The sequence below is a fragment of the Psychrobacter proteolyticus genome (assembly GCF_003350005.1).
Taxonomy (GTDB): Bacteria; Pseudomonadota; Gammaproteobacteria; order Pseudomonadales; family Moraxellaceae; genus Psychrobacter; species Psychrobacter proteolyticus.
On record NZ_QLKS01000001.1, the window covers coordinates 981,325 to 999,448 of the forward strand.

At 42.8% G+C, this 18,124-nt stretch carries 14 protein-coding genes; 8 read left to right on the plus strand and 6 right to left on the minus strand.

Features of this window, described 5'->3' with window-relative positions:
• Positions 1-42: 42 nt before the first annotated feature.
• Complete coding sequence (locus DXK30_RS04030) at positions 43-1,407, minus strand: MFS transporter (protein ID WP_114700558.1); 1,365 nt, start codon at positions 1,405-1,407, stop codon at positions 43-45.
• Between the two features lie 668 nt (positions 1,408-2,075).
• Here DXK30_RS04030 and uvrA point away from each other — a divergent pair.
• From uvrA to DXK30_RS04045, 3 genes are all read left to right on the plus strand, one after another.
• Positions 2,076-4,982: an excinuclease ABC subunit UvrA gene (gene uvrA / locus DXK30_RS04035; protein WP_114700559.1), complete on the plus strand. Its 2,907-nt coding sequence runs from the start codon at positions 2,076-2,078 to the stop codon at positions 4,980-4,982.
• Between the two features lie 312 nt (positions 4,983-5,294).
• Complete coding sequence (locus DXK30_RS04040) at positions 5,295-5,570, plus strand: hypothetical protein (RefSeq protein WP_114700560.1); 276 nt, start codon at positions 5,295-5,297, stop codon at positions 5,568-5,570.
• Between the two features lie 127 nt (positions 5,571-5,697).
• Positions 5,698-7,476: a P-loop NTPase family protein gene (locus tag DXK30_RS04045; protein ID WP_114700561.1), complete on the plus strand. Its 1,779-nt coding sequence runs from the start codon at positions 5,698-5,700 to the stop codon at positions 7,474-7,476.
• Positions 7,477-7,502: 26 nt separating this feature from the next.
• Here DXK30_RS04045 and DXK30_RS04050 read toward each other — a convergent pair whose 3' ends face one another.
• Positions 7,503-7,784, minus strand: coding sequence for a DUF503 domain-containing protein (locus DXK30_RS04050; RefSeq protein WP_114700562.1), 282 nt, complete (start codon positions 7,782-7,784; stop codon positions 7,503-7,505).
• 264 nt (positions 7,785-8,048) lie between these two features.
• On the opposite strand from DXK30_RS04050, the gene DXK30_RS04055 reads away from it, so the two are divergent.
• The 4 genes from DXK30_RS04055 (at position 8,049) to DXK30_RS04070 (ending at position 11,292) form a co-directional block, all read left to right on the plus strand.
• On the plus strand, positions 8,049-8,837 hold the full coding sequence (locus DXK30_RS04055) for a threonine/serine exporter family protein (protein WP_114700692.1): 789 nt from the start codon (positions 8,049-8,051) through the stop codon (positions 8,835-8,837).
• Between the two features lies 1 nt (position 8,838).
• Positions 8,839-9,291, plus strand: coding sequence for a threonine/serine exporter family protein (locus DXK30_RS04060; RefSeq protein ID WP_114700563.1), 453 nt, complete (start codon positions 8,839-8,841; stop codon positions 9,289-9,291).
• A gap of 174 nt (positions 9,292-9,465) precedes the next feature.
• The gene (gorA, locus tag DXK30_RS04065) at positions 9,466-10,830 is read left to right on the plus strand and encodes a glutathione-disulfide reductase (RefSeq protein ID WP_114700564.1); all 1,365 of its coding nucleotides are present in this window, start codon (positions 9,466-9,468) and stop codon (positions 10,828-10,830) included.
• A gap of 300 nt (positions 10,831-11,130) precedes the next feature.
• Positions 11,131-11,292 carry a hypothetical protein gene (locus DXK30_RS04070; protein WP_227670814.1) on the plus strand — a complete coding sequence of 54 codons (162 nt, stop codon included), beginning with the start codon at positions 11,131-11,133 and terminating at the stop codon, positions 11,290-11,292.
• 44 nt (positions 11,293-11,336) lie between these two features.
• On the opposite strand, the gene DXK30_RS04075 is transcribed toward DXK30_RS04070, so the two are convergent.
• Positions 11,337-11,960: a GNAT family N-acetyltransferase gene (locus DXK30_RS04075; RefSeq protein ID WP_114700565.1), complete on the minus strand. Its 624-nt coding sequence runs from the start codon at positions 11,958-11,960 to the stop codon at positions 11,337-11,339.
• A 267-nt stretch (positions 11,961-12,227) separates the two neighbouring features.
• Positions 12,228-13,877 carry an FAD-dependent oxidoreductase gene (locus DXK30_RS04080; protein WP_227670813.1) on the minus strand — a complete coding sequence of 550 codons (1,650 nt, stop codon included), beginning with the start codon at positions 13,875-13,877 and terminating at the stop codon, positions 12,228-12,230.
• Between the two features lie 246 nt (positions 13,878-14,123).
• On the opposite strand from DXK30_RS04080, the gene truD reads away from it, so the two are divergent.
• Positions 14,124-15,434, plus strand: coding sequence for a tRNA pseudouridine(13) synthase TruD (truD, locus tag DXK30_RS04085; protein WP_114700567.1), 1,311 nt, complete (start codon positions 14,124-14,126; stop codon positions 15,432-15,434).
• 56 nt (positions 15,435-15,490) lie between these two features.
• Here the strand turns inward: truD and DXK30_RS04090 are convergent, their stop codons facing one another.
• The gene (locus DXK30_RS04090) at positions 15,491-16,945 is read right to left on the minus strand and encodes a GGDEF domain-containing protein (RefSeq protein ID WP_114700568.1); all 1,455 of its coding nucleotides are present in this window, start codon (positions 16,943-16,945) and stop codon (positions 15,491-15,493) included.
• 253 nt (positions 16,946-17,198) lie between these two features.
• Positions 17,199-18,107: a PHP domain-containing protein gene (locus DXK30_RS04095; RefSeq protein ID WP_114700569.1), complete on the minus strand. Its 909-nt coding sequence runs from the start codon at positions 18,105-18,107 to the stop codon at positions 17,199-17,201.
• Positions 18,108-18,124 lie beyond the last annotated feature (17 nt).

Consider the following 18,124-nt stretch of genomic DNA (forward strand, 5'->3'; position numbering starts at 1 on the left):
TTTCTATATAAAAACATAAGCCTAAAGCTGTTATATATCGTATTAAATATCTAGCGGACTCTGCGCCAAACTCGATAGCTGCTGACGTGAATCGTCCGTCAACTGTGTCTTATCTAACTTTAAATAGGCGACTTGCTCTTTTGCCATTACGACCAACTCATCAACACCATCTACTGCCAGCATTTGTCGTGACCAGTCTTGGATATTGATATCTTGAGGAATAGTAACTGTCGTGCTCGACAGATAAGGTGGCTGGGCAATGGGTATAATCAGCAGCAGTGCGATGCCCATGACAAGTGCCAATAGCCCCCATGCCAGCAAATTGGACTGATTTAATAGCAGCCCGCCCATCGCACCGCCAACGAACGCTCCTAAAAACTGACTAGAAGAGTTAAGCCCCATCGCGGTCGCTTTGTTAGCCACTGGTGCACGCTTAGATATCCATGAGGGAATCGTCGCCTCAAGCAGGTTAAAGCCCATAAAATAAAGCAGCAAACCCAATATGATACCAACACCGACCTGACTGCCAAGCGCTAACAATGCTAAAGCGGCGGTCATCAATGCAATCGCACCCAAAAAGACCTGACGCATTTTGCGTTTCTTTTCAGCGATGATAATAAAAGGTATCGCGATGGCGAAACCAATAAACAATAGTGGCAAATACACCATGCCTTGCTGACGTACTGACAAGCCAAGTACGTTACTGAGCTGGTGCGGCAATATCACAAATATCGCCGTCATCGTCAGATGTAGCGCAAATATACCGATATGTAAGCGGTTAAGATCGCCAATCTTAAGGACAGTAGCCAACTGTTGACCGATGGTTTTATTATCTAAGTTATGCTTGAGCACGCGCATAGGCGTCGGTACTACCACCAATAGCAGCATCGCCAAAATAGCAAACCCTGAAGTCAACCAAAACAGTCCAGAGATACCGAGCGAGCCGACTAACAATGGACCAAAAGCAAAGGCCAGCATAATAGAGGTCGCAATCGTCAGACCCATCGTGGCCATCGCTTTGGTACGCATCTCTTCACGAGTCACATCAGCCAGTAATGCCATAAGCACAGCAGAGACCGCACCACTACCCGCCAGCGCCCGACCAATGATCACTTCATAAATATCCGTCGCATTTGCTGCAATCATGCCGCCGACAGCGAACAGTATCAACCCCAGAAAGATAATAGGCTTACGCGGAAATTTATCAGCAGCCAAACTCATCGGTATCTGAAATATAGCCTGCCCTAAGCCATAAATACCAACGGCCAAACCAATCAAAAACGGCGTCGCGTGTGCATAATTGTCACCGTAGACAGAAAATACCGGCACAATCATAAACAAGCCAATCATACGTAAGGCAAAGATGCCACCGACTCCGAGGATTGCCCGTTTCTCTACGCTATTCATACTTGCCTCACTGGTTGATCATTGCTGGTTGCTCATTGCTATCTTTCATGACTAACACTTGCGCCATACCATGATTTATCACTACTGGTTTATCAAGGCATTGGCCTATAAATCAAGCCCCCTAGTATAAGACATTCGCCGTTTGGTTGCCGAGACTTTTGTCTTACTGGTGCAGTAACGTATGCACCCTCAACCCAAGCCATTCATATTACGAGATTATTTTGTTACCAAGTGCATCAGATGCACAGTCCTGCCTTGAATAATGCTGTCACCGTGACAATAAAGTAAAACGTTGTCAGCACAATTAATGGCTAACTCACTATATCTACGTAATGACGAATGCTTCTATAAAATGACATTTTTGGTCAAAACCATAACAAACGATGCCTGTTACTTAACACTGATTTGATTTAGATTTGCTTAGTCCTATAACAAATAGTCGTAGGAACGACAAACAATATAAAGCCAAACAACAATAGAAAATGAATAACTAGGCTGACATAACTTTTACCTTATACATATATGTACCCTTTATAACGACACTACTTATAACAACACCTAAATTTAGAATTATTCACGTTTTAACCAACCATTTTACTGATCTGTATTTACTTTTTAGCTTGAGATATTTCCCAATCCCCTTTTAGCAAATAGGAAACCTGTAACCGATGGCACATGACCATATCGCAATACGCGGCGCACGTACTCATAATTTAAAAAACATCGATTTAGACATTCCACGAGATAAATTCGTGGTAATCACTGGCCTATCTGGCTCTGGTAAATCTTCGTTGGCATTTGACACTTTGTATGCCGAAGGGCAACGTCGTTATGTCGAAAGCTTATCGGCATACGCTCGTCAGTTCCTCTCGCAAATGGAGAAACCTGACGTCGATAGTATCGAGGGTCTATCCCCTGCAATTGCTATCGAGCAGAAGTCCACCAACCATAACCCGCGCTCGACCGTCGGTACGATTACCGAAATTTATGACTATCTACGTCTGCTCTATGCACGCATCGGTACGCCATATTGCCCTGAGCACGGTGAGCCAATGGTCGCGCAGTCGGTCACTGAGATGGTCGATCAAGTCATGGCTTTGCCAGATGATACTAAGATTATGATCTTGGCACCGGTCATTCGTGACCGTAAAGGTGAGCATACCGTCTTGCTTGAGCAGCTGATTGGACAAGGTTTTGTCCGTGTGCGCGTCGACGGTGATGTCTATGACACCGACGAGCTACCGACGTTGGATAAGAAGAAAAAACATACCATCGAAGTGGTGGTCGATCGCTTTAAAGTTCGTGATGACTTGGGCAACCGTGTCGCTGAGAGCTTAGAGACGGCGTTACGTCTAGGCCAAGGACTAGTCACGCTACACTTTATGGATGGTAATCCAAAAGAAGGCGGTGATGAAAACCAAGTGATGTCAGCCAAGCATTCATGCCCTGTCTGTGATCGCGCGGTGCCTGAGCTTGAGCCACGTATGTTTAGTTTTAACAATCCATATGGCGCATGCCCAAGCTGTGATGGTCTTGGTAAACGCCAATATTTCGCTGCTGAAAAACTGATTACTCATCATGAGAAGTCACTTAACCAAGGCGCAATCAATGGTTGGGACAAGCGTCATGCGTACTACTTTGGTTTGCTTAGCACTGTCTGTAAGCATTTCAAAATCGATATGGATGCGCCGTGGCAAGATCTGTCAAAAGAGCAGCAAGACCTTATCATGCACGGCTCTGGTAAAGAAAAACTGACCTTTAACTTTACCGATGAACGCGGTCGCAAGACGAATAAGACTGTACCGTTTGAAGGTGTCCTTCCCTACCTAGAGCGTCGTTATGCTAAGACGCAAAGTAACCTCGTCCGTGATGAGCTAGCCAAATATCTGGCAGATACCACTTGTAACGTCTGCGATGGCGCACGTTTGAATGAAATCTCACGCAATGTCCGTGTCGATGATCAGACCATTGCAGAAATTGTTAAGCTGTCTATCGGTGATGCGGCGGATTATTATAAAACACTAAAGATTGGCGGTCATAAAGGTGAAGTCGCCGAAAAAATCTTTAAAGAGATTAATGAGCGCTTAAACTTCCTCGTCAGCGTCGGGCTTGATTATTTAACCCTTGCCCGCTCTGCCGAGACACTATCGGGTGGTGAAGCACAGCGTATTCGTCTGGCTAGCCAAATCGGTGCAGGTTTGATGGGCGTCATGTACGTACTTGATGAGCCATCCATCGGTTTGCATCAGCGTGACAATGATCGTCTGCTAAAAACCCTAACCCGCTTGCGTGACTTGGGCAATACAGTACTGGTCGTTGAGCATGATGAAGATGCGATTCGCCAAGCAGATTACGTCATCGATATCGGTATCGGTGCAGGCGTACATGGCGGTCATATTATCGCTCAAGGTACGGTCGATGACATCATGGCAAACAAAGAATCGCTGACTGGACAATATATGTCTGGTAAGAAAAAAATAGAGATTCCGACTGTGCGTCATAAAGCCAAAACCATCGACGTCGAAGTCAAAGGTAAAGCTAAAGCCAAAAAAGTACCGATGACCATCGAGCTAAAAGGTGCGTCAGGAAACAACCTACATGATGTGGATTTGACCATTCCTGTTGGTATCATGACTTGTGTGACTGGTGTCTCAGGTTCGGGTAAATCAACTTTGATTAACCGTACCCTTATGCCATTGGCAGCGACTCAGTTAAACAATGCCTCAACGCTGATTGCCGATAAGTTTGAGAGCATTAGCGGTCTTGAGCATTTGGATAAAATGGTCGATATCGATCAAAGCCCAATTGGTCGTACACCGCGTTCAAACCCAGCGACTTATACTGGCGTGTTTACCCCTGTGCGTGAGATGTTTGCCCAGACCCAAGAAGCACGTGCCCGTGGTTATAAGCCTGGCCGCTTTAGTTTCAACGTAAAAGGCGGACGCTGTGAGATGTGCCAAGGTGATGGTCTCATCAAAGTTGAGATGCATTTCTTGCCTGATATGTATGTGCCGTGTGATACCTGTGAAGGCAAACGCTACAACCGCGAGACACTAGAGATTCACTATAAAGGCAAAACCATCGCTGATGTGCTTGATATGACTGTTGAAGATGCCGTTGAGTTCTTCTCAGCGATACCAGCGATCTATCGTCGTCTGCAGGCATTGATGGATGTCGGTCTGAGCTATATTCGCTTGGGTCAGTCTGCGCCAACACTATCAGGTGGTGAGGCGCAGCGTGTCAAACTGGCGCGTGAGCTTGCCAAACGTGATACGGGACAGACGCTGTATATCTTGGATGAGCCAACCACTGGTTTGCATTTCCACGATATCGATAAGCTGCTCAATATCCTGCATGCCCTACGCGATAAAGGTAATACTATCGTGGTCATCGAGCATAACTTAGATGTTATCAAAACGGCAGACTGGGTGATTGACCTAGGCCCTGAAGGCGGTAAAGGTGGTGGTATGATCATCGCTGAAGGCACGCCTGAGGAAGTGGCTGAAGTCAAAGAATCGTATACGGGTATATTCTTAAAGCCAATGCTCGAGCAAGGCATGAAAGAAGTCAGCTAATACCTTTAGTCATGATTGATAAAAGGCCACTCTTTATAGGGTGGCCTTTTTTATTTGCTGGTATAAGGCAAAGCGCAAACTGTAAGCTATTAATGGAAATTGATATATAAACTAAGACTTAAGTTACTTCGCTACGTTACCTTTCTTAATATTTATTAAAGATACTTAAAAGTTAAATGTATTAATATTCAAATGGTTAGATATGACGCGTAGACATATACGATATAGAAACAACTGGTTAATAACGATATAGCCAACACAAATTGACATTACTCACTCCTGCATGACCTCTGAAACTCTTAAGGACTTCTTATGAAAAAATTACTATTTATTGTCTTAGCATCTACTGTTGGCGTTAGCGCCTGCGCATCAAGCGGCACATCAAATGGCACAAGCGATCGCAATCATCAAAGACCTGCAATTTCAGCGGATATGAAGCAAGCCATGGATGATTGTGCTCAACGAGCTGGCGTGAAAATATCTAAAGAAAGTCGTCCAAGTAAAAGTGATATGAAAAAGATGGAAGCGTGTATGAGTGCTAAAGGGTATAAAAAACCTGAAGGACATGGTCAAGGCCGTCCGCAATAACTAGTAATTTTTAGATGACTGATGATGAAAGGCTACTCTTTAGGGAGTGGCCTTTTTTGCTGGGTCGATTTTTTATTTTGATGTTAATATAACTGCTATCCTAAGAATATATGTAAGGTAATGAGTAATGGCAAGTGTAGCGAATCTTGAAAAGAAACTTTTAGAGATTATCAATACTGAAGACTCTTTTGCTATTGCCCTCACCGGTGAATGGGGCATTGGAAAAACATATTTCTGGAAAATTTTCTGTGAAAAACATCGTGAAAATTTCATGGTTAATAAAATTGCTTATGTATCCTTGTTTGGCATTGATTCACTAGATGCCTTAAAACTTGAAATAGCTATTAAATCTTACTCTACATCACAGAGTAGTGATAACTTATCTGGAATAAAGAAAGTTTTTCAAAATACAATCGAGGCAGTTGATCTGCCTAAGATTGAAGGCAGTGGTATTGCTCTATCTCTTAGTAAAAGTATGATTACTAGCACTATATCTAATATGGTTAATGAAACATTAATATGTATAGACGATATTGAGCGAATATCAGACAAATTAGATATCAAAGACGTAATGGGGCTAGTTAATCATTTGAATTTAGAAAAAAAATGTAAAGTTATTGTTTTGCTGCATGAAGGGGAAGCTGATAAAAAATTTCATGAATACAAAGAAAAAGTATTTGATGAAGTCCTAACACTGAGTGAATCGATCACCATTATTAAAAAAGATATAGTTGATGACGATGACCTATTTCCTGTATACGAGCTCTTCTATCAGACATTAAATATCAAGAATTTAAGATTTTATCAACGTGTTCAGAGCACTTTCAAGATTATAATAGACAACTCAGACAGTGAACTATCTTTAGTAAGTAAGAAACAAATATTAGAGTTTCTTTTAGTAATTATGTTTGCTCATGATATGCCTAAATTATTAGGTTCAGAGATAGATTTTGAATCTTTTATAACAATTCTCGATGAGAAAAATCCAGTTTTTTCAGATCGGCTAATCGACTTAAAATCATCTTCTAGTGAAACATCATCTAAGGAAGACCTACACACTCTCAAACAGTTTGAAAAACTTAATGAAATTCGAACTATTATCGACCCATTTATTTCAAACTTCATCATTTCGGGATGGGGTCACTTCGTTGTTTCATTGGTTAGAGATTTAGACCTAAACAGTGATATGGCGAAACTTCTAAATGAAAAAGATACTATTAATGAAAGAATCTTAGAAGATAGCAGACTGAAAATCCAAGTGTTACAAGAGTTTCATAACTTGGATATGAAACCGAAATTTCCCGAACGACTATACTATGTAGCTTGTAGCAGTCTATCTTCAGAACAATTAAGTAATTTAAGCTTTTACTGTGATATTCTCGAAACTAGCAATAGGTCAGATTTGGCTGCTCAACTTGAAGATCATATTAAAAGATATATTGAACAATCAATTAGGTCATCTAAAAGTCATATGTCTATAGATGACTTCTATTTTTTTGGAAGAAAACCTGAAGATCGCTTCTACAATTTTACTGTTAATTCAATAGCGAGCTTCAGAACTAACAGTTTTAGCTCTAATAAGATACTTTCAATATTTTTAGATTTTCATAAACATAATCGTAGAGCTTGGAATAGTAGTGATAAAGACCTCCTAAAGCTAATTGATAAAGATATTTTGAGACAGGTAATTTGGGCAGATATAGAAAGCAACGAAAGATACCGTAAGTTATTTATCCATTCAGTTTTATTACACCCATGTCTAGGAGATATTAATGGTAAACGTGAAGAGATTAGGCTATGGATACTGGATCTACTGCGAGAAAACATTATTGATAATCCGAACAACGAACCTTCTATAAAAATGTGGTTAGATAATACTAATAATTTGAAAGAAAACCTAACTTAGCTCGTAGGCTAGTCGAAGCGCACGACCTAAACAAACTCCCTCTCAATATTCATCACCCTTGCATCTACCGTACGTTCTAGCTTTTCTCCAATTTGACTACATTGCGACTCGACCTCACGCTTAGACAATCCAACGATCACAAACGTCCACTCGCTAGCATCATGTCGATCGCGCTCACCGCTTTCACAGACCGCGATACTTGGCGTATTGCCAAAGCGGGCATGCAAGCCGCCCATACGGTGGCGTTTCTCTTTTAGCGAGCCACAGCCAGGCAATGAAAACGTCAATGTCACAATAGCGATATGCATTTTGTGCTCCTTGCGATAAGAGTTTACGCTTTATAATAGTAGCAAATCAGCACTGTGAGTGATGCTATCGTTGATTCAGTTTAAAAGAGATACAAGGCAACCGAGTGTAGATGTAACTGTGATACTTCAGACGAGGTTAACGCTATCACTCTTTTATAGAGGATTGACTATATGGTTACCTTGCTATATTCGTATCGCTACCCTATCCACTCCCAGACCCTTTATAATAGTGTATCAATACCAACCAACCTGCGTATTTCACCCATGACCTCTATCAGCTACGTAAAGCAGCAGCGCATTACTCGACTATGCGTGCGCTGCGGATTACTCCTTATGCAGTATGGCGCTGAGTCTGCCGTGGTGGTGGACTTGTCCAAACGCTTGGGGCTTGCCTTGGGGATGAACAGCGTCGAATGTTCGCTGAACTTTAACGCCATTACCCTGACGACTATCTGTGACGAGCGCTGTATCACCACTACCAGAGATACGATCAATCAGAGTATCAATGTCAATTTATTGGTACAAATCCAGCAAATCGTCAATAAAACCGAAGCCACTATCGATCATAATGACTTGATTGACCACACTACCCTTGCCTTTGATGAGTTGGATAAGACCGTGTATCCAACGTGGTTAGTGAGCGTGTTTGTTGGTGCCTCATGTGCGGCGTTTGCTTATCTAAATGGTGGCAGCTGGTCGATTACGGCGGTGACTTTCATCGCGGGTATGGTGGCGATGCTGACCCGTATTTATTTATCCAAGCACCACTTTAACCCTTTTATCACGGTCATTGTGACGGCTTTTATTGCCTCCCTCATTGGGGCGACGACCTATTATTTTGATATTGGTAATAATGCCGATATCGCTGTTGCCTCTAGCGTGTTGCTACTGGTGCCCAGCTTTCCTTTGATTAACTCGTTCTCAGACATCCTAAAAGGCTATGTCAATATTGGGGTTGGGCGTGCGGTCTTTACCTATATGCTGACCTTATCTGCGTGCGTTGGTATCGTGATGGCGCTGGTTTTGCTTCGCATACAGCACTGGGGGTTTTGAGATGTGGTTCATTGAGACCGTCGTACTGGCTTGTATCATTACCCTTGGTTGGACGCTAATGTTTAGCGTACCCAAACGCTATATTTTGCCGTGTCTACTGATGACTGCTTTTGGCTTTGGATTAAAAACTGCCCTTGTTCATCAGAACCTACATATTGTGGTTGCCAGTTTTTTTGGCGCGATGCTTGCCAGCTTCTTAGGTGTGTACTTTTCTAAGAAATATACCTTGCCACCTAAAGCGCTCATCTCGCCCAGTGTCATTTGTATGATGCCCGGTATCGCCGCCTATAAGGCGATGGTCAGTATGGTGCAGATTGGTTATTTCGGCTTTTCAGACGAGTTATTTAGCCAAATGATGGTGTACTTGTTTGAAGCGCTGTTTGTCACCTCGGGATTGGTACTTGGCTTGTCTATTCCAGGGCTGTTATTTTATAGACGTCGTCCTATTGTATAAGTGGTTATGGGTAGATTTAAATATCTAGATGCTAGGCTTTTCTTAACCAACCACCGTTTATAGTCAAGTGATTCAACACATCTTAACCGTAAAAAACTTGTAAGATGGATGATAAGACCCATTACAGTAGAGTCGAAAATAGCACCAATAACAATTTAATAAAGAGACCGTATTATGACCAAACATTATGACTATATCTCTATTGGCGGCGGTAGCGGCGGCATCGCGTCACTCAACCGTGCAGCCAGCTATGGCAAAAAATGCGCCATTATCGAAGCCAACCAATTGGGCGGCACGTGTGTGAATTTGGGCTGTGTTCCCAAAAAGGTAATGTGGTATGGCGCGCAAGTGGCTGAAGCCATCCATAAATATGCGCCAGACTATGGCTTTGATGTCGATGTTAAAGGTTTTGACTTTCAAAAACTGGTACAGAGCCGCCAACAATACATCGAAAACATTCATCGCGCTTATGACAATAACTTGGCCAAAAACGGCGTCGAAGTGATCAAAGGCTTTGCCAAATTTGTCGATACCAATACCGTAGAAGTAAATGGCGAGCTGATTACCGCTGACCATATTTTGATTGCTACGGGCGGTCATCCTATTCAGCCAGATATCAAAGGTGCAGAATACGGCATCGACTCTGATGGATTCTTTGCCTTAAACCATCTGCCAAAACGCGTGGCGATTGTAGGTGCTGGCTATATCGCTGTCGAGATCGCAGGCGTGTTAAACAGTCTGGGTGCCGAGGTGCATTTGTATGTACGTAAACACTCGCCACTCCGTACATTTGACCATACTATCGTAGAGACTTTGCTGATAGAAATGGAACAAGCTGGCATCACATTACACACCAACACGGTGATCAATGAAGTCAATAAAAATGACAATGACAGCCTTGATTTGACCACCAATGATGGCGGTGAAGACTGTATCGATACTGTCGATTGCTTGATCTGGGCGATTGGTCGCGCGCCATCGACTGATGGTATCAATCTGCAAGTGACAGGGGTCGAGACAACCGAGACGGGTAAAATCAAAGTCGATCAGTTCCAAAACACCAATGTCGATGGTATTTATGCAGTCGGTGATATTATCGAGAACAGCGTAGATCTAACGCCTGTAGCGATTGCTGCTGGTCGCCGCTTATCTGAGCGTTTGTTTAACAACAAACCTAACGAGCACTTAGACTATACGTTGATACCGACCGTGATTTTTACTCATCCGGCTATCGGTACGATTGGGCTGTCTGAAATCGACGCGGTGGAACGCTATGGCAAAGAAAATATCAAGTGTTATACCTCAAGCTTTACCGATATGTATAGCGCGGTCACTCAACATCGTCAAAAATGCACCATGAAGCTAGTATGCTTGGGCGATGATGAAAAAATTATTGGCTTGCATGGCATTGGTTTTGGCGTCGATGAGATGATTCAGGGCTTTGCAGTCGCTATCAAAATGGGCGCGACTAAGGCTGATTTTGACAATACTGTTGCCATTCATCCAACTGGCTCGGAAGAGTTTGTGACGATGCGTTAAGCTCACTGTTTAACGTTTCTCTTATTCTTAACTATTATAAAAAAGGATGCCATTTGAGCGTCCTTTTTTATTGTCAGTCGTGACGTAAGCATATAGCTTCGTAGGTCTAAAACTGACTCATTACTTTTATATCGCACTGATGACTACTGTACTTTCTATAATTTATTCGCTTTGAAAAATTTAAAGCAAGGCATACTGACAGCGCAATCCTGATGCTGTTATGATGCGATTAATACTGACTGTTGAGAGATGACTGTGTGGCAGGTGTACTTATTCATATTACCGATTGGGCTTGGGATAATGACCTTGGCAGCAAGCCTATTGTTTTTGTTTGCTTATCTAATGTCAGATGACAATGCCACGCGCTTGCCAGCATTTAACTGGTTCAAGCGCTTAATCATCGTGGCATTTGTGCTGCTGAGTATTGGTCTGTTTATGACTTTTGGTCATTTTTGGGGTTGAGCGAGATAGAACATTTTTTAATGCTTTTTACTAAGCCAATTTGATTAGCTAACGATTTTTTCTAGTTCTAATAACTCTAAATCATCACGCTTTGGCTCGCCATTATTGCCATCGTTTGGAAACGGCATTTTATTACCATTGAACTGATAACCACGGCGCTGATAGTAAGCCAAAAGCTCAGGACGGTGACTTAAGATAGACATGGTCAGACGGCTAGGCTGATTCAGTGACTGTAAATGGCGATCTGCAAAGGTCTCAGCCGCTTGTAGTATTACATTACCAACACCCTTCCCTTGTAGCACAGGATGTACCGCAAACATACCGATATAGGCTTTTTTATTTGAGGCAGCATCGGTTTTGATATCGACAGCAATACAGCCAAGTATTTCACCCGTCTCATCTCCTTCACGGTCGCCTGTCGTGGTTTTTGGATAGACGAAATAATAGTGATTAGGATCATTGATTACAGCAGCGAGCTCCGCTGATGTAGTCCTGATACCACCGATCAAGTCGGCCTCATTGGTCCAACCTGCCGTCTCACGATAGCAGCAGTTCAATAACTGCTCAAGTGCGCCAATATCCTCTAATGTCGCTTCACGTAGAAATACCGACTCTTTATTAAAGGGGTCTGTGTTTATATTGCTGCTATTTATATTGTTTTCGCTCATATTATAATTTTTCCTTTTCCGTCTATGTATAGTTGCATTCAAATAATTTCGATACAAGAAAACCGAGTGCAAGTGATACATTAGTATACTTAATGAGGGTGACGATGTAGCGGATTTATGTGGATTTAGCCATATAAAAAACTGACTTAGATCACTAAGCCAGTCTAGGGCAGGTCATTAATTAGATTATGAGGCTTAAAATGAGAAAAATTGTAGATAAACGAGGAAAAAACTGCCCCAGATACTAATACTTATCAGTCTATAGTACTAGCGCGATAATGCATGCGCTTGCTCAATAATATCAAACCCTGCATTAAGCTGCGCACGTGTCGGCGCATGACCACGGCGTAATAGCTCAGAGAAGGCGACCAACTCTTTATCACGTCCAAGCGTACTTGCTGCACTAGCCCGTGTATCCTCGCCTTCATCATCAAAGTAGTATTCGATATAATCATGCGTATCTGGTGTACCAAATAGGATATTGTGCTCTGGTGTCCCGGCATGACCGCTATAGCGTAGGCTCTTGCCGTATTGCATGGTCCAAAAGAACGGTATACGCGCCTCTAATGAGTCGACACTGTCATCATTTAGGATTGCAGCTGCTGTGACCATGCCATGCTGCAGAGCCACGCGCCAATGCTCAATACGCATGCGACCCATTTGATTGGTGGCTTTAGCGATATCACCCAGCGCATAGACGCCATCGCGCAGCTGTAGATGCGCATCGACTTGTACACCGTCTGGATCGTTAACTCCGCTCAATATCTCTGTACGTGGAGACACGCCAGTACCCAATATCACGATATCGGCGTCAATATGCTCACCACTCGCCAGCGTGACACCGCCTACATCTGAAAAAGCTTGGTTCTTGTTATCTCCATCCTTGTCCACTTGACGATCAACCTTAGTAATTTCATTGACGGTTGCGTCAAACACAAAGTTAATGCCCTTCTCTTCATGTAACTTAATTAAGGCGTTACTCACCGTTTCAGAGACAATATTGCCCATCACACGGCTACCTTGCCCAATCACTGTGATAGAAGCTGTCGTACCTGCTTGTGCTAACGCCGAAGCGGTCTCCATACCGATAAAACCTGTACCAATGATCACCACACGCTGATCATGACTGGCCGCTTTAATTAATTTGGCATCATTCATGCTGCGTAGCGTATATACGCCATCTATCTCAGCACCTTTGATAGGTGGTAAGTTTGGTTTAGCACCAGTGGCGACAACCAAGAAGTCTGCAGTTTGGCGCTCGCTGTTGCCATCATTATCCTCTATGACGATGGTCGCCTCATTAGGCAGCACTTCGCTAACCGTTTGGTTGAGGTGTAACTCAATATTGTTGTTATCCGCCCAGTCAGCACCACCCAATAGCAGCTTATCCTCGTCCATCTTGCCTGCCAAAAATGCTTTGGATAATAAAGGACGATTGTAAGGAGCTTTGTCATCTTTACTAATCAACGTAATCTTGCCGCCATAACCACCCTGACGCAACTGGTCGGCCGTCATAAATCCTGCACCGCCACCACCAACGATAATAGTATGGGTATCAGTCAATTTATCATTTTCGACTTGCCCCGTTACCTGAGCTGAGGTATCGACTGTCAAGTTATCACCATCATGAGTCAGCTCATACTGGGTCAAGCCTTTTGTCGCTATCGGCTCTAATAGTGAGCCATCGCGACTATCAAAAGTTGCATGATGCCAAGGACAAACTACCCGATTGCCACAGCGTAATCCATTACCCAAATCTGCGCCCGCATGTGGGCATTTGCCATCGAATGCACGGAACTCATCGTCATCGCGAGTGATTAAAATGATACTATCGTCTTCTTGCTTATATGATTTCATGCCACCGCTTAGGATATCCGCTTTACTGATAGTGACTGTGTTGATCGTTGCGTCGGTCATAATGCTTCCTTAACAGTTATAATGATGTCTAATGACAGCAGGTTGAAAATGACCGTAACCAACCAGACAAATTCAACTTATCCTATTATTTTTAATATGCGATGCATTGATAGTAGCAAGAGCGCCTCGCACACGATGTTTTTTTGTATGTTTGCTGCGTTGCAAAACGTAATTATGTAACTTTGTTTTCCGCACTCTTTTTACTTCTCATCATTATTATTAATAAACAAAATAAAAGACGACCTTATGACTTCTCAAGACAACCAAAACGATATAACTACTACTGCTCAAGACAGTTTAGATAGCCAAGCTGCTACTATAGATCCAACAGCTAATGATCAAAACGTCAATGAACAAACAGCCAGTGAGAAAACAGCCAGTGAGAAAATTGACCTAGCTCATATTGATATCGCCGCCCTTACTGACACTGCAAATTTGCCACAGCCAAGTTTGCAGCCGATACAGCAAGCGACTTACAAGGCTAATGCGACTGATTTTATCGTTAATGAGCTATTACCGTTAGACTTCACTGGTGAAGGTGAGCATTTATGGTTACACATCGAAAAATCAGGTATGAATACCGCTTATCTGGCAAAATTGTTGTCAGAGTGGGCAGACATTCCGTTACGTGATGTCGGCTACTCAGGGTTGAAAGATCGTCATGCATTGACGACCCAGTGGTTTAGTTTGCGCATACCAAAAAAACAATTGCCGCCTACTGAATTTGCACCAGTAGACATTGGAGAAAACGAGACTGTCACTATCCTTGCGCAGCACTGGCACAATAAAAAACTCAATCGCGGTACGCACCGTGCCAATCAGTTTGTTATTACTTTACGTGATATTCAGTTTGCGAGCGCTAGTGACGGAAATAACGTATCACCCGAGCAACTACTACCTGCAAAAGAGGTCGTCGAGCAGCATCTAACGCGCATTGGTAGAAACGGCGTACCCAATTATTTTGGTCCCCAGCGTTTTGGGCGTCAAGGTAATAACGTCAGAGAGGCTTTATCACTGTTTGCTCGTCCACCGCGAGAGCCTCGCCCGCAACCAAAAAAGAGCAAACGCAAAGGTGCCCCGCGCGAGCAAAATACGATGGAATTGTCTGCTGCACGTAGCTTGATATTTAATGAGATATTGGCAGCGCGAGTGCGTAATGGCAGCTGGAACACTGGCCTAGCAGGTGAAGTGTTTAATTTAGATGGTTCAGGATCGATATTCACTAGTGAGACACTAGATGATACGTTGCATGCTCGTATTGACAGTGGCGATATTCATCCAACTGCTGTGCTATGGGGCACGGGTAACGATAAAGTCACCGGTAGCGCTGCAGATTTAGAGACCGAGGTAGTACAACACAGCCCCCTACTCATGCAACTAGCAACTGGATTAGAGCAGCGCGATATTAAGGCGCAAAGACGAGCGCTACGTCTACCGCTTGAGGCGTTAAGCTGGGAATGGTCGGACGATCAGACGCTGGTGTTAAACTTTACTTTAACTACAGGTAGCTTTGCCACAAGTGTGCTCGCAAGCTTAGTTCAGCAGCTGGAATCGTAATTGGGTTTTATAGCAAGAAAAGAATATAGCCACTGCTTGGACAGTAGTGGCTGCTATCAACTTCTATAGAGCGAATGCGCACAGTCATCTTGTTCAGCAAACATTTTGTTAGCACTCACCACCTGATTGCGACCGCGGTGCTTGGCTTCATACAAGGCTTTATCTGCAGTACTGATCAAACGTTGGCAAATATCACTAGGCATTTTTTGCATTGACGATAGATGACTTTCAGCGCGATAAGCAACGATAGGCTTAATAATAGGTAATGACCCTGATTCAGACACTGCTCTTTCTTTCAAAATAGTTTTGTATTTTTGGGCAATACAAGCTCTTTCCTCATAAGTTAAGGTATACAAACCAAAGCTTGCCGTCACATTAAAGTCAATCACTCCCTCAACGTTGATGACTTGTTCAGCAATGCTTGAGCGTAGTTGCTCAGCAATCACCATAGCACTGTCGTGTTTAGTATTGGGTAGTACAATCAAAAATTCCTCACCACCATAACGAGTGATGATCGTTTCATCCGAAAACGATTGTGCGAGCGTCTGTGATATTTCAACCAAAACTTGATCGCCCATTTCGTGACCGTAGTTATCATTAATACTTTTGAACCAGTCCAAATCCAACAATATGATGCTCAGGTCTTGGTTTTCTTTTATTTGTGACAAGGCATACTTCATTTTTTTGAGACCGTAACGGCGATTCTTTAATTGAGTAAGCTCATCTTGATTGGCATGTCTGATGGTTTCTTGCCGACTGTCATCTAAAATTAAAAGCAACGCACGAAACATATAGACAATAAAAATTGCTTTAGGTAACGCTAAAAACAAATGGGTTGACCGCCAAAAAAATGCAGATGAACGCTGTACCTCGTTAATATCATCCCAATTTAGTACATTGTTTTCAAAGGCCAAAGCACTCACCATATTTTCAGCAGCTATTATCTCGTTATAAGTTAGATAATTTTGCCCATCAAGCATCGGATGAATAATTGTCAATTGGCGCAAATTCGGTAGACTGACACCAAAATAAGGCAACATAATAGCCAGTAACATAAGGATCAACTGCAACCAAAACATGCGCCAAGCGTTGCGCCGTTTAATTAGCATCATTCCCAACATCGCACCGCCCACCACCGAGACTCCAGCAAACAAACTGCTATAGCCTATCATCACAATAACAGTGGCAATATAAAGCGTATAAATCGTAATTAGGACTATTTGCCATTTGTCCAAGGCCTCATTACTCTTAGAATGAAACAAACATTTGACCATGCATAAAAAAAACAAGCCCACTACGCTGACACCTAACCATAACGGGTATAGATAATGCATATTTATATAATTATAAAGGACATCTTGTTGCCACCACACAAAAAAGCACCATAACCAGTGCAATGCCACTTCCATCACGATGAATAGTGCCATCAGTGATGTTCTATCAGCAGCTTGCCACTCAAAGATCATTTGAGAGAGCTTTTTGTATCCTAGATTAGAGATTGATACAGCCATAGAAGGATTACCGCAAAAAATGTAAATGCATTAAGTATAAAGACATTAAAGTCAACTCAAAAAAATAGACTATTTAGTGCAAATAGTTATAGTCATCCTAAGTGTTACAAGTTCTGCTCTTATTATCAATCTGATTTGCACATTTATTTATTAATACTTGTCTTATGAATGCACTAACATTTTTCTATAAACATCAATTACTGCTAATCAATCCAAATAGATGCCAGATAAACGCAACTAGCAACGAGAATAATTACAGGGAAGAGACAAATTTATCAAATTTTGACCCTATTTCAAAAGACTCCCAAACCCCTTGCTGATCATCATTTAAAGTAGGAACATCGCCCAAACGTCGCCAAGGCATGTTACTACCATGAAAATCACTACCAATAGATGCCGCAAGACTATGCTCAGTAATGCTACGATCAACCATTCTGCGGGTACTAATCGGCTCACTATTGGCTGGGAGTTCACAAGCATCTCCGCCAAGCTGCGCAAACTCTTCGATTAATTTACGCACGCGTGTCGCTGATAGTTGATATCGCGTAGGATGCGCAAGCACGGCCTTGCCGCCACAGGCATGAATCAATTCAATACCATGCTGCATCGTCAACGCCTCGATTGATACATAGGCAGGTTTATTATCCGCTAAGTATTTATCAAAGGCCTTTTGAACGGTTTTGACTTCACCTCGCTCAAACAACACCTGTCCAATATGAGCACGTCCGACTGCTTGTGGATTACCGCCTGCTTTATCGAGCACTGCTTGCCATAGCTCATCATAATTAATATCTAATAATTCACTCAATTTTTCAGCGATACGCTGACCACGAGTGGCTCGACTGTCTTGCAGTTGCTGTAGCGTTGCGTGCATTTTTTCGCGATCAGTAAAGTCTAGTCCAAGTACATGAATGATTTTATTGGTGGATTTATTCTTTCCGTAACCACCGCTTAACGTATGCTCACAACTGATTTCAACACCATTAATAATCTGCATATCGCAGGCACTAGCAGCGACCCTTGCCTCGTCAATCCCTGCCAGCGTGTCATGGTCAGTCAATGCCAATACGTTGATGCCCGCTGCATGGGCACGTTGTATGACCTCGGTCGGTGCATAGGTACCATCTGAACAAGTACTATGGCAATGTAAGTCAATTTTCATAAGCTGAGCCTTAAAGT

Excerpts from the sequence above, each read along its gene's own strand:
- DXK30_RS04055 (WP_114700692.1), top strand. The coding sequence starts at position 8,049 with ATGACCTCTATCAGCTACGTAAAGCAGCAGCGCATTACTCGACTATGC.
- DXK30_RS04070 (WP_227670814.1), top strand. The coding sequence starts at position 11,131 with ATGACCTTGGCAGCAAGCCTATTGTTTTTGTTTGCTTATCTAATGTCA.
- gorA (WP_114700564.1), top strand. The coding sequence starts at position 9,466 with ATGACCAAACATTATGACTATATCTCTATTGGCGGCGGTAGCGGCGGC.
- uvrA (WP_114700559.1), top strand. The coding sequence starts at position 2,076 with ATGGCACATGACCATATCGCAATACGCGGCGCACGTACTCATAATTTA.
- DXK30_RS04030 (WP_114700558.1), bottom strand. The coding sequence starts at position 1,407 with ATGAATAGCGTAGAGAAACGGGCAATCCTCGGAGTCGGTGGCATCTTT.
- DXK30_RS04040 (WP_114700560.1), top strand. The coding sequence starts at position 5,295 with ATGAAAAAATTACTATTTATTGTCTTAGCATCTACTGTTGGCGTTAGC.
- DXK30_RS04090 (WP_114700568.1), bottom strand. The coding sequence starts at position 16,945 with ATGGCTGTATCAATCTCTAATCTAGGATACAAAAAGCTCTCTCAAATG.
- DXK30_RS04045 (WP_114700561.1), top strand. The coding sequence starts at position 5,698 with ATGGCAAGTGTAGCGAATCTTGAAAAGAAACTTTTAGAGATTATCAAT.
- DXK30_RS04095 (WP_114700569.1), bottom strand. The coding sequence starts at position 18,107 with ATGAAAATTGACTTACATTGCCATAGTACTTGTTCAGATGGTACCTAT.
- truD (WP_114700567.1), top strand. The coding sequence starts at position 14,124 with ATGACTTCTCAAGACAACCAAAACGATATAACTACTACTGCTCAAGAC.
- DXK30_RS04060 (WP_114700563.1), top strand. The coding sequence starts at position 8,839 with ATGTGGTTCATTGAGACCGTCGTACTGGCTTGTATCATTACCCTTGGT.
- DXK30_RS04080 (WP_227670813.1), bottom strand. The coding sequence starts at position 13,877 with ATGACCGACGCAACGATCAACACAGTCACTATCAGTAAAGCGGATATC.
- DXK30_RS04075 (WP_114700565.1), bottom strand. The coding sequence starts at position 11,960 with ATGAGCGAAAACAATATAAATAGCAGCAATATAAACACAGACCCCTTT.
- DXK30_RS04050 (WP_114700562.1), bottom strand. The coding sequence starts at position 7,784 with ATGCATATCGCTATTGTGACATTGACGTTTTCATTGCCTGGCTGTGGC.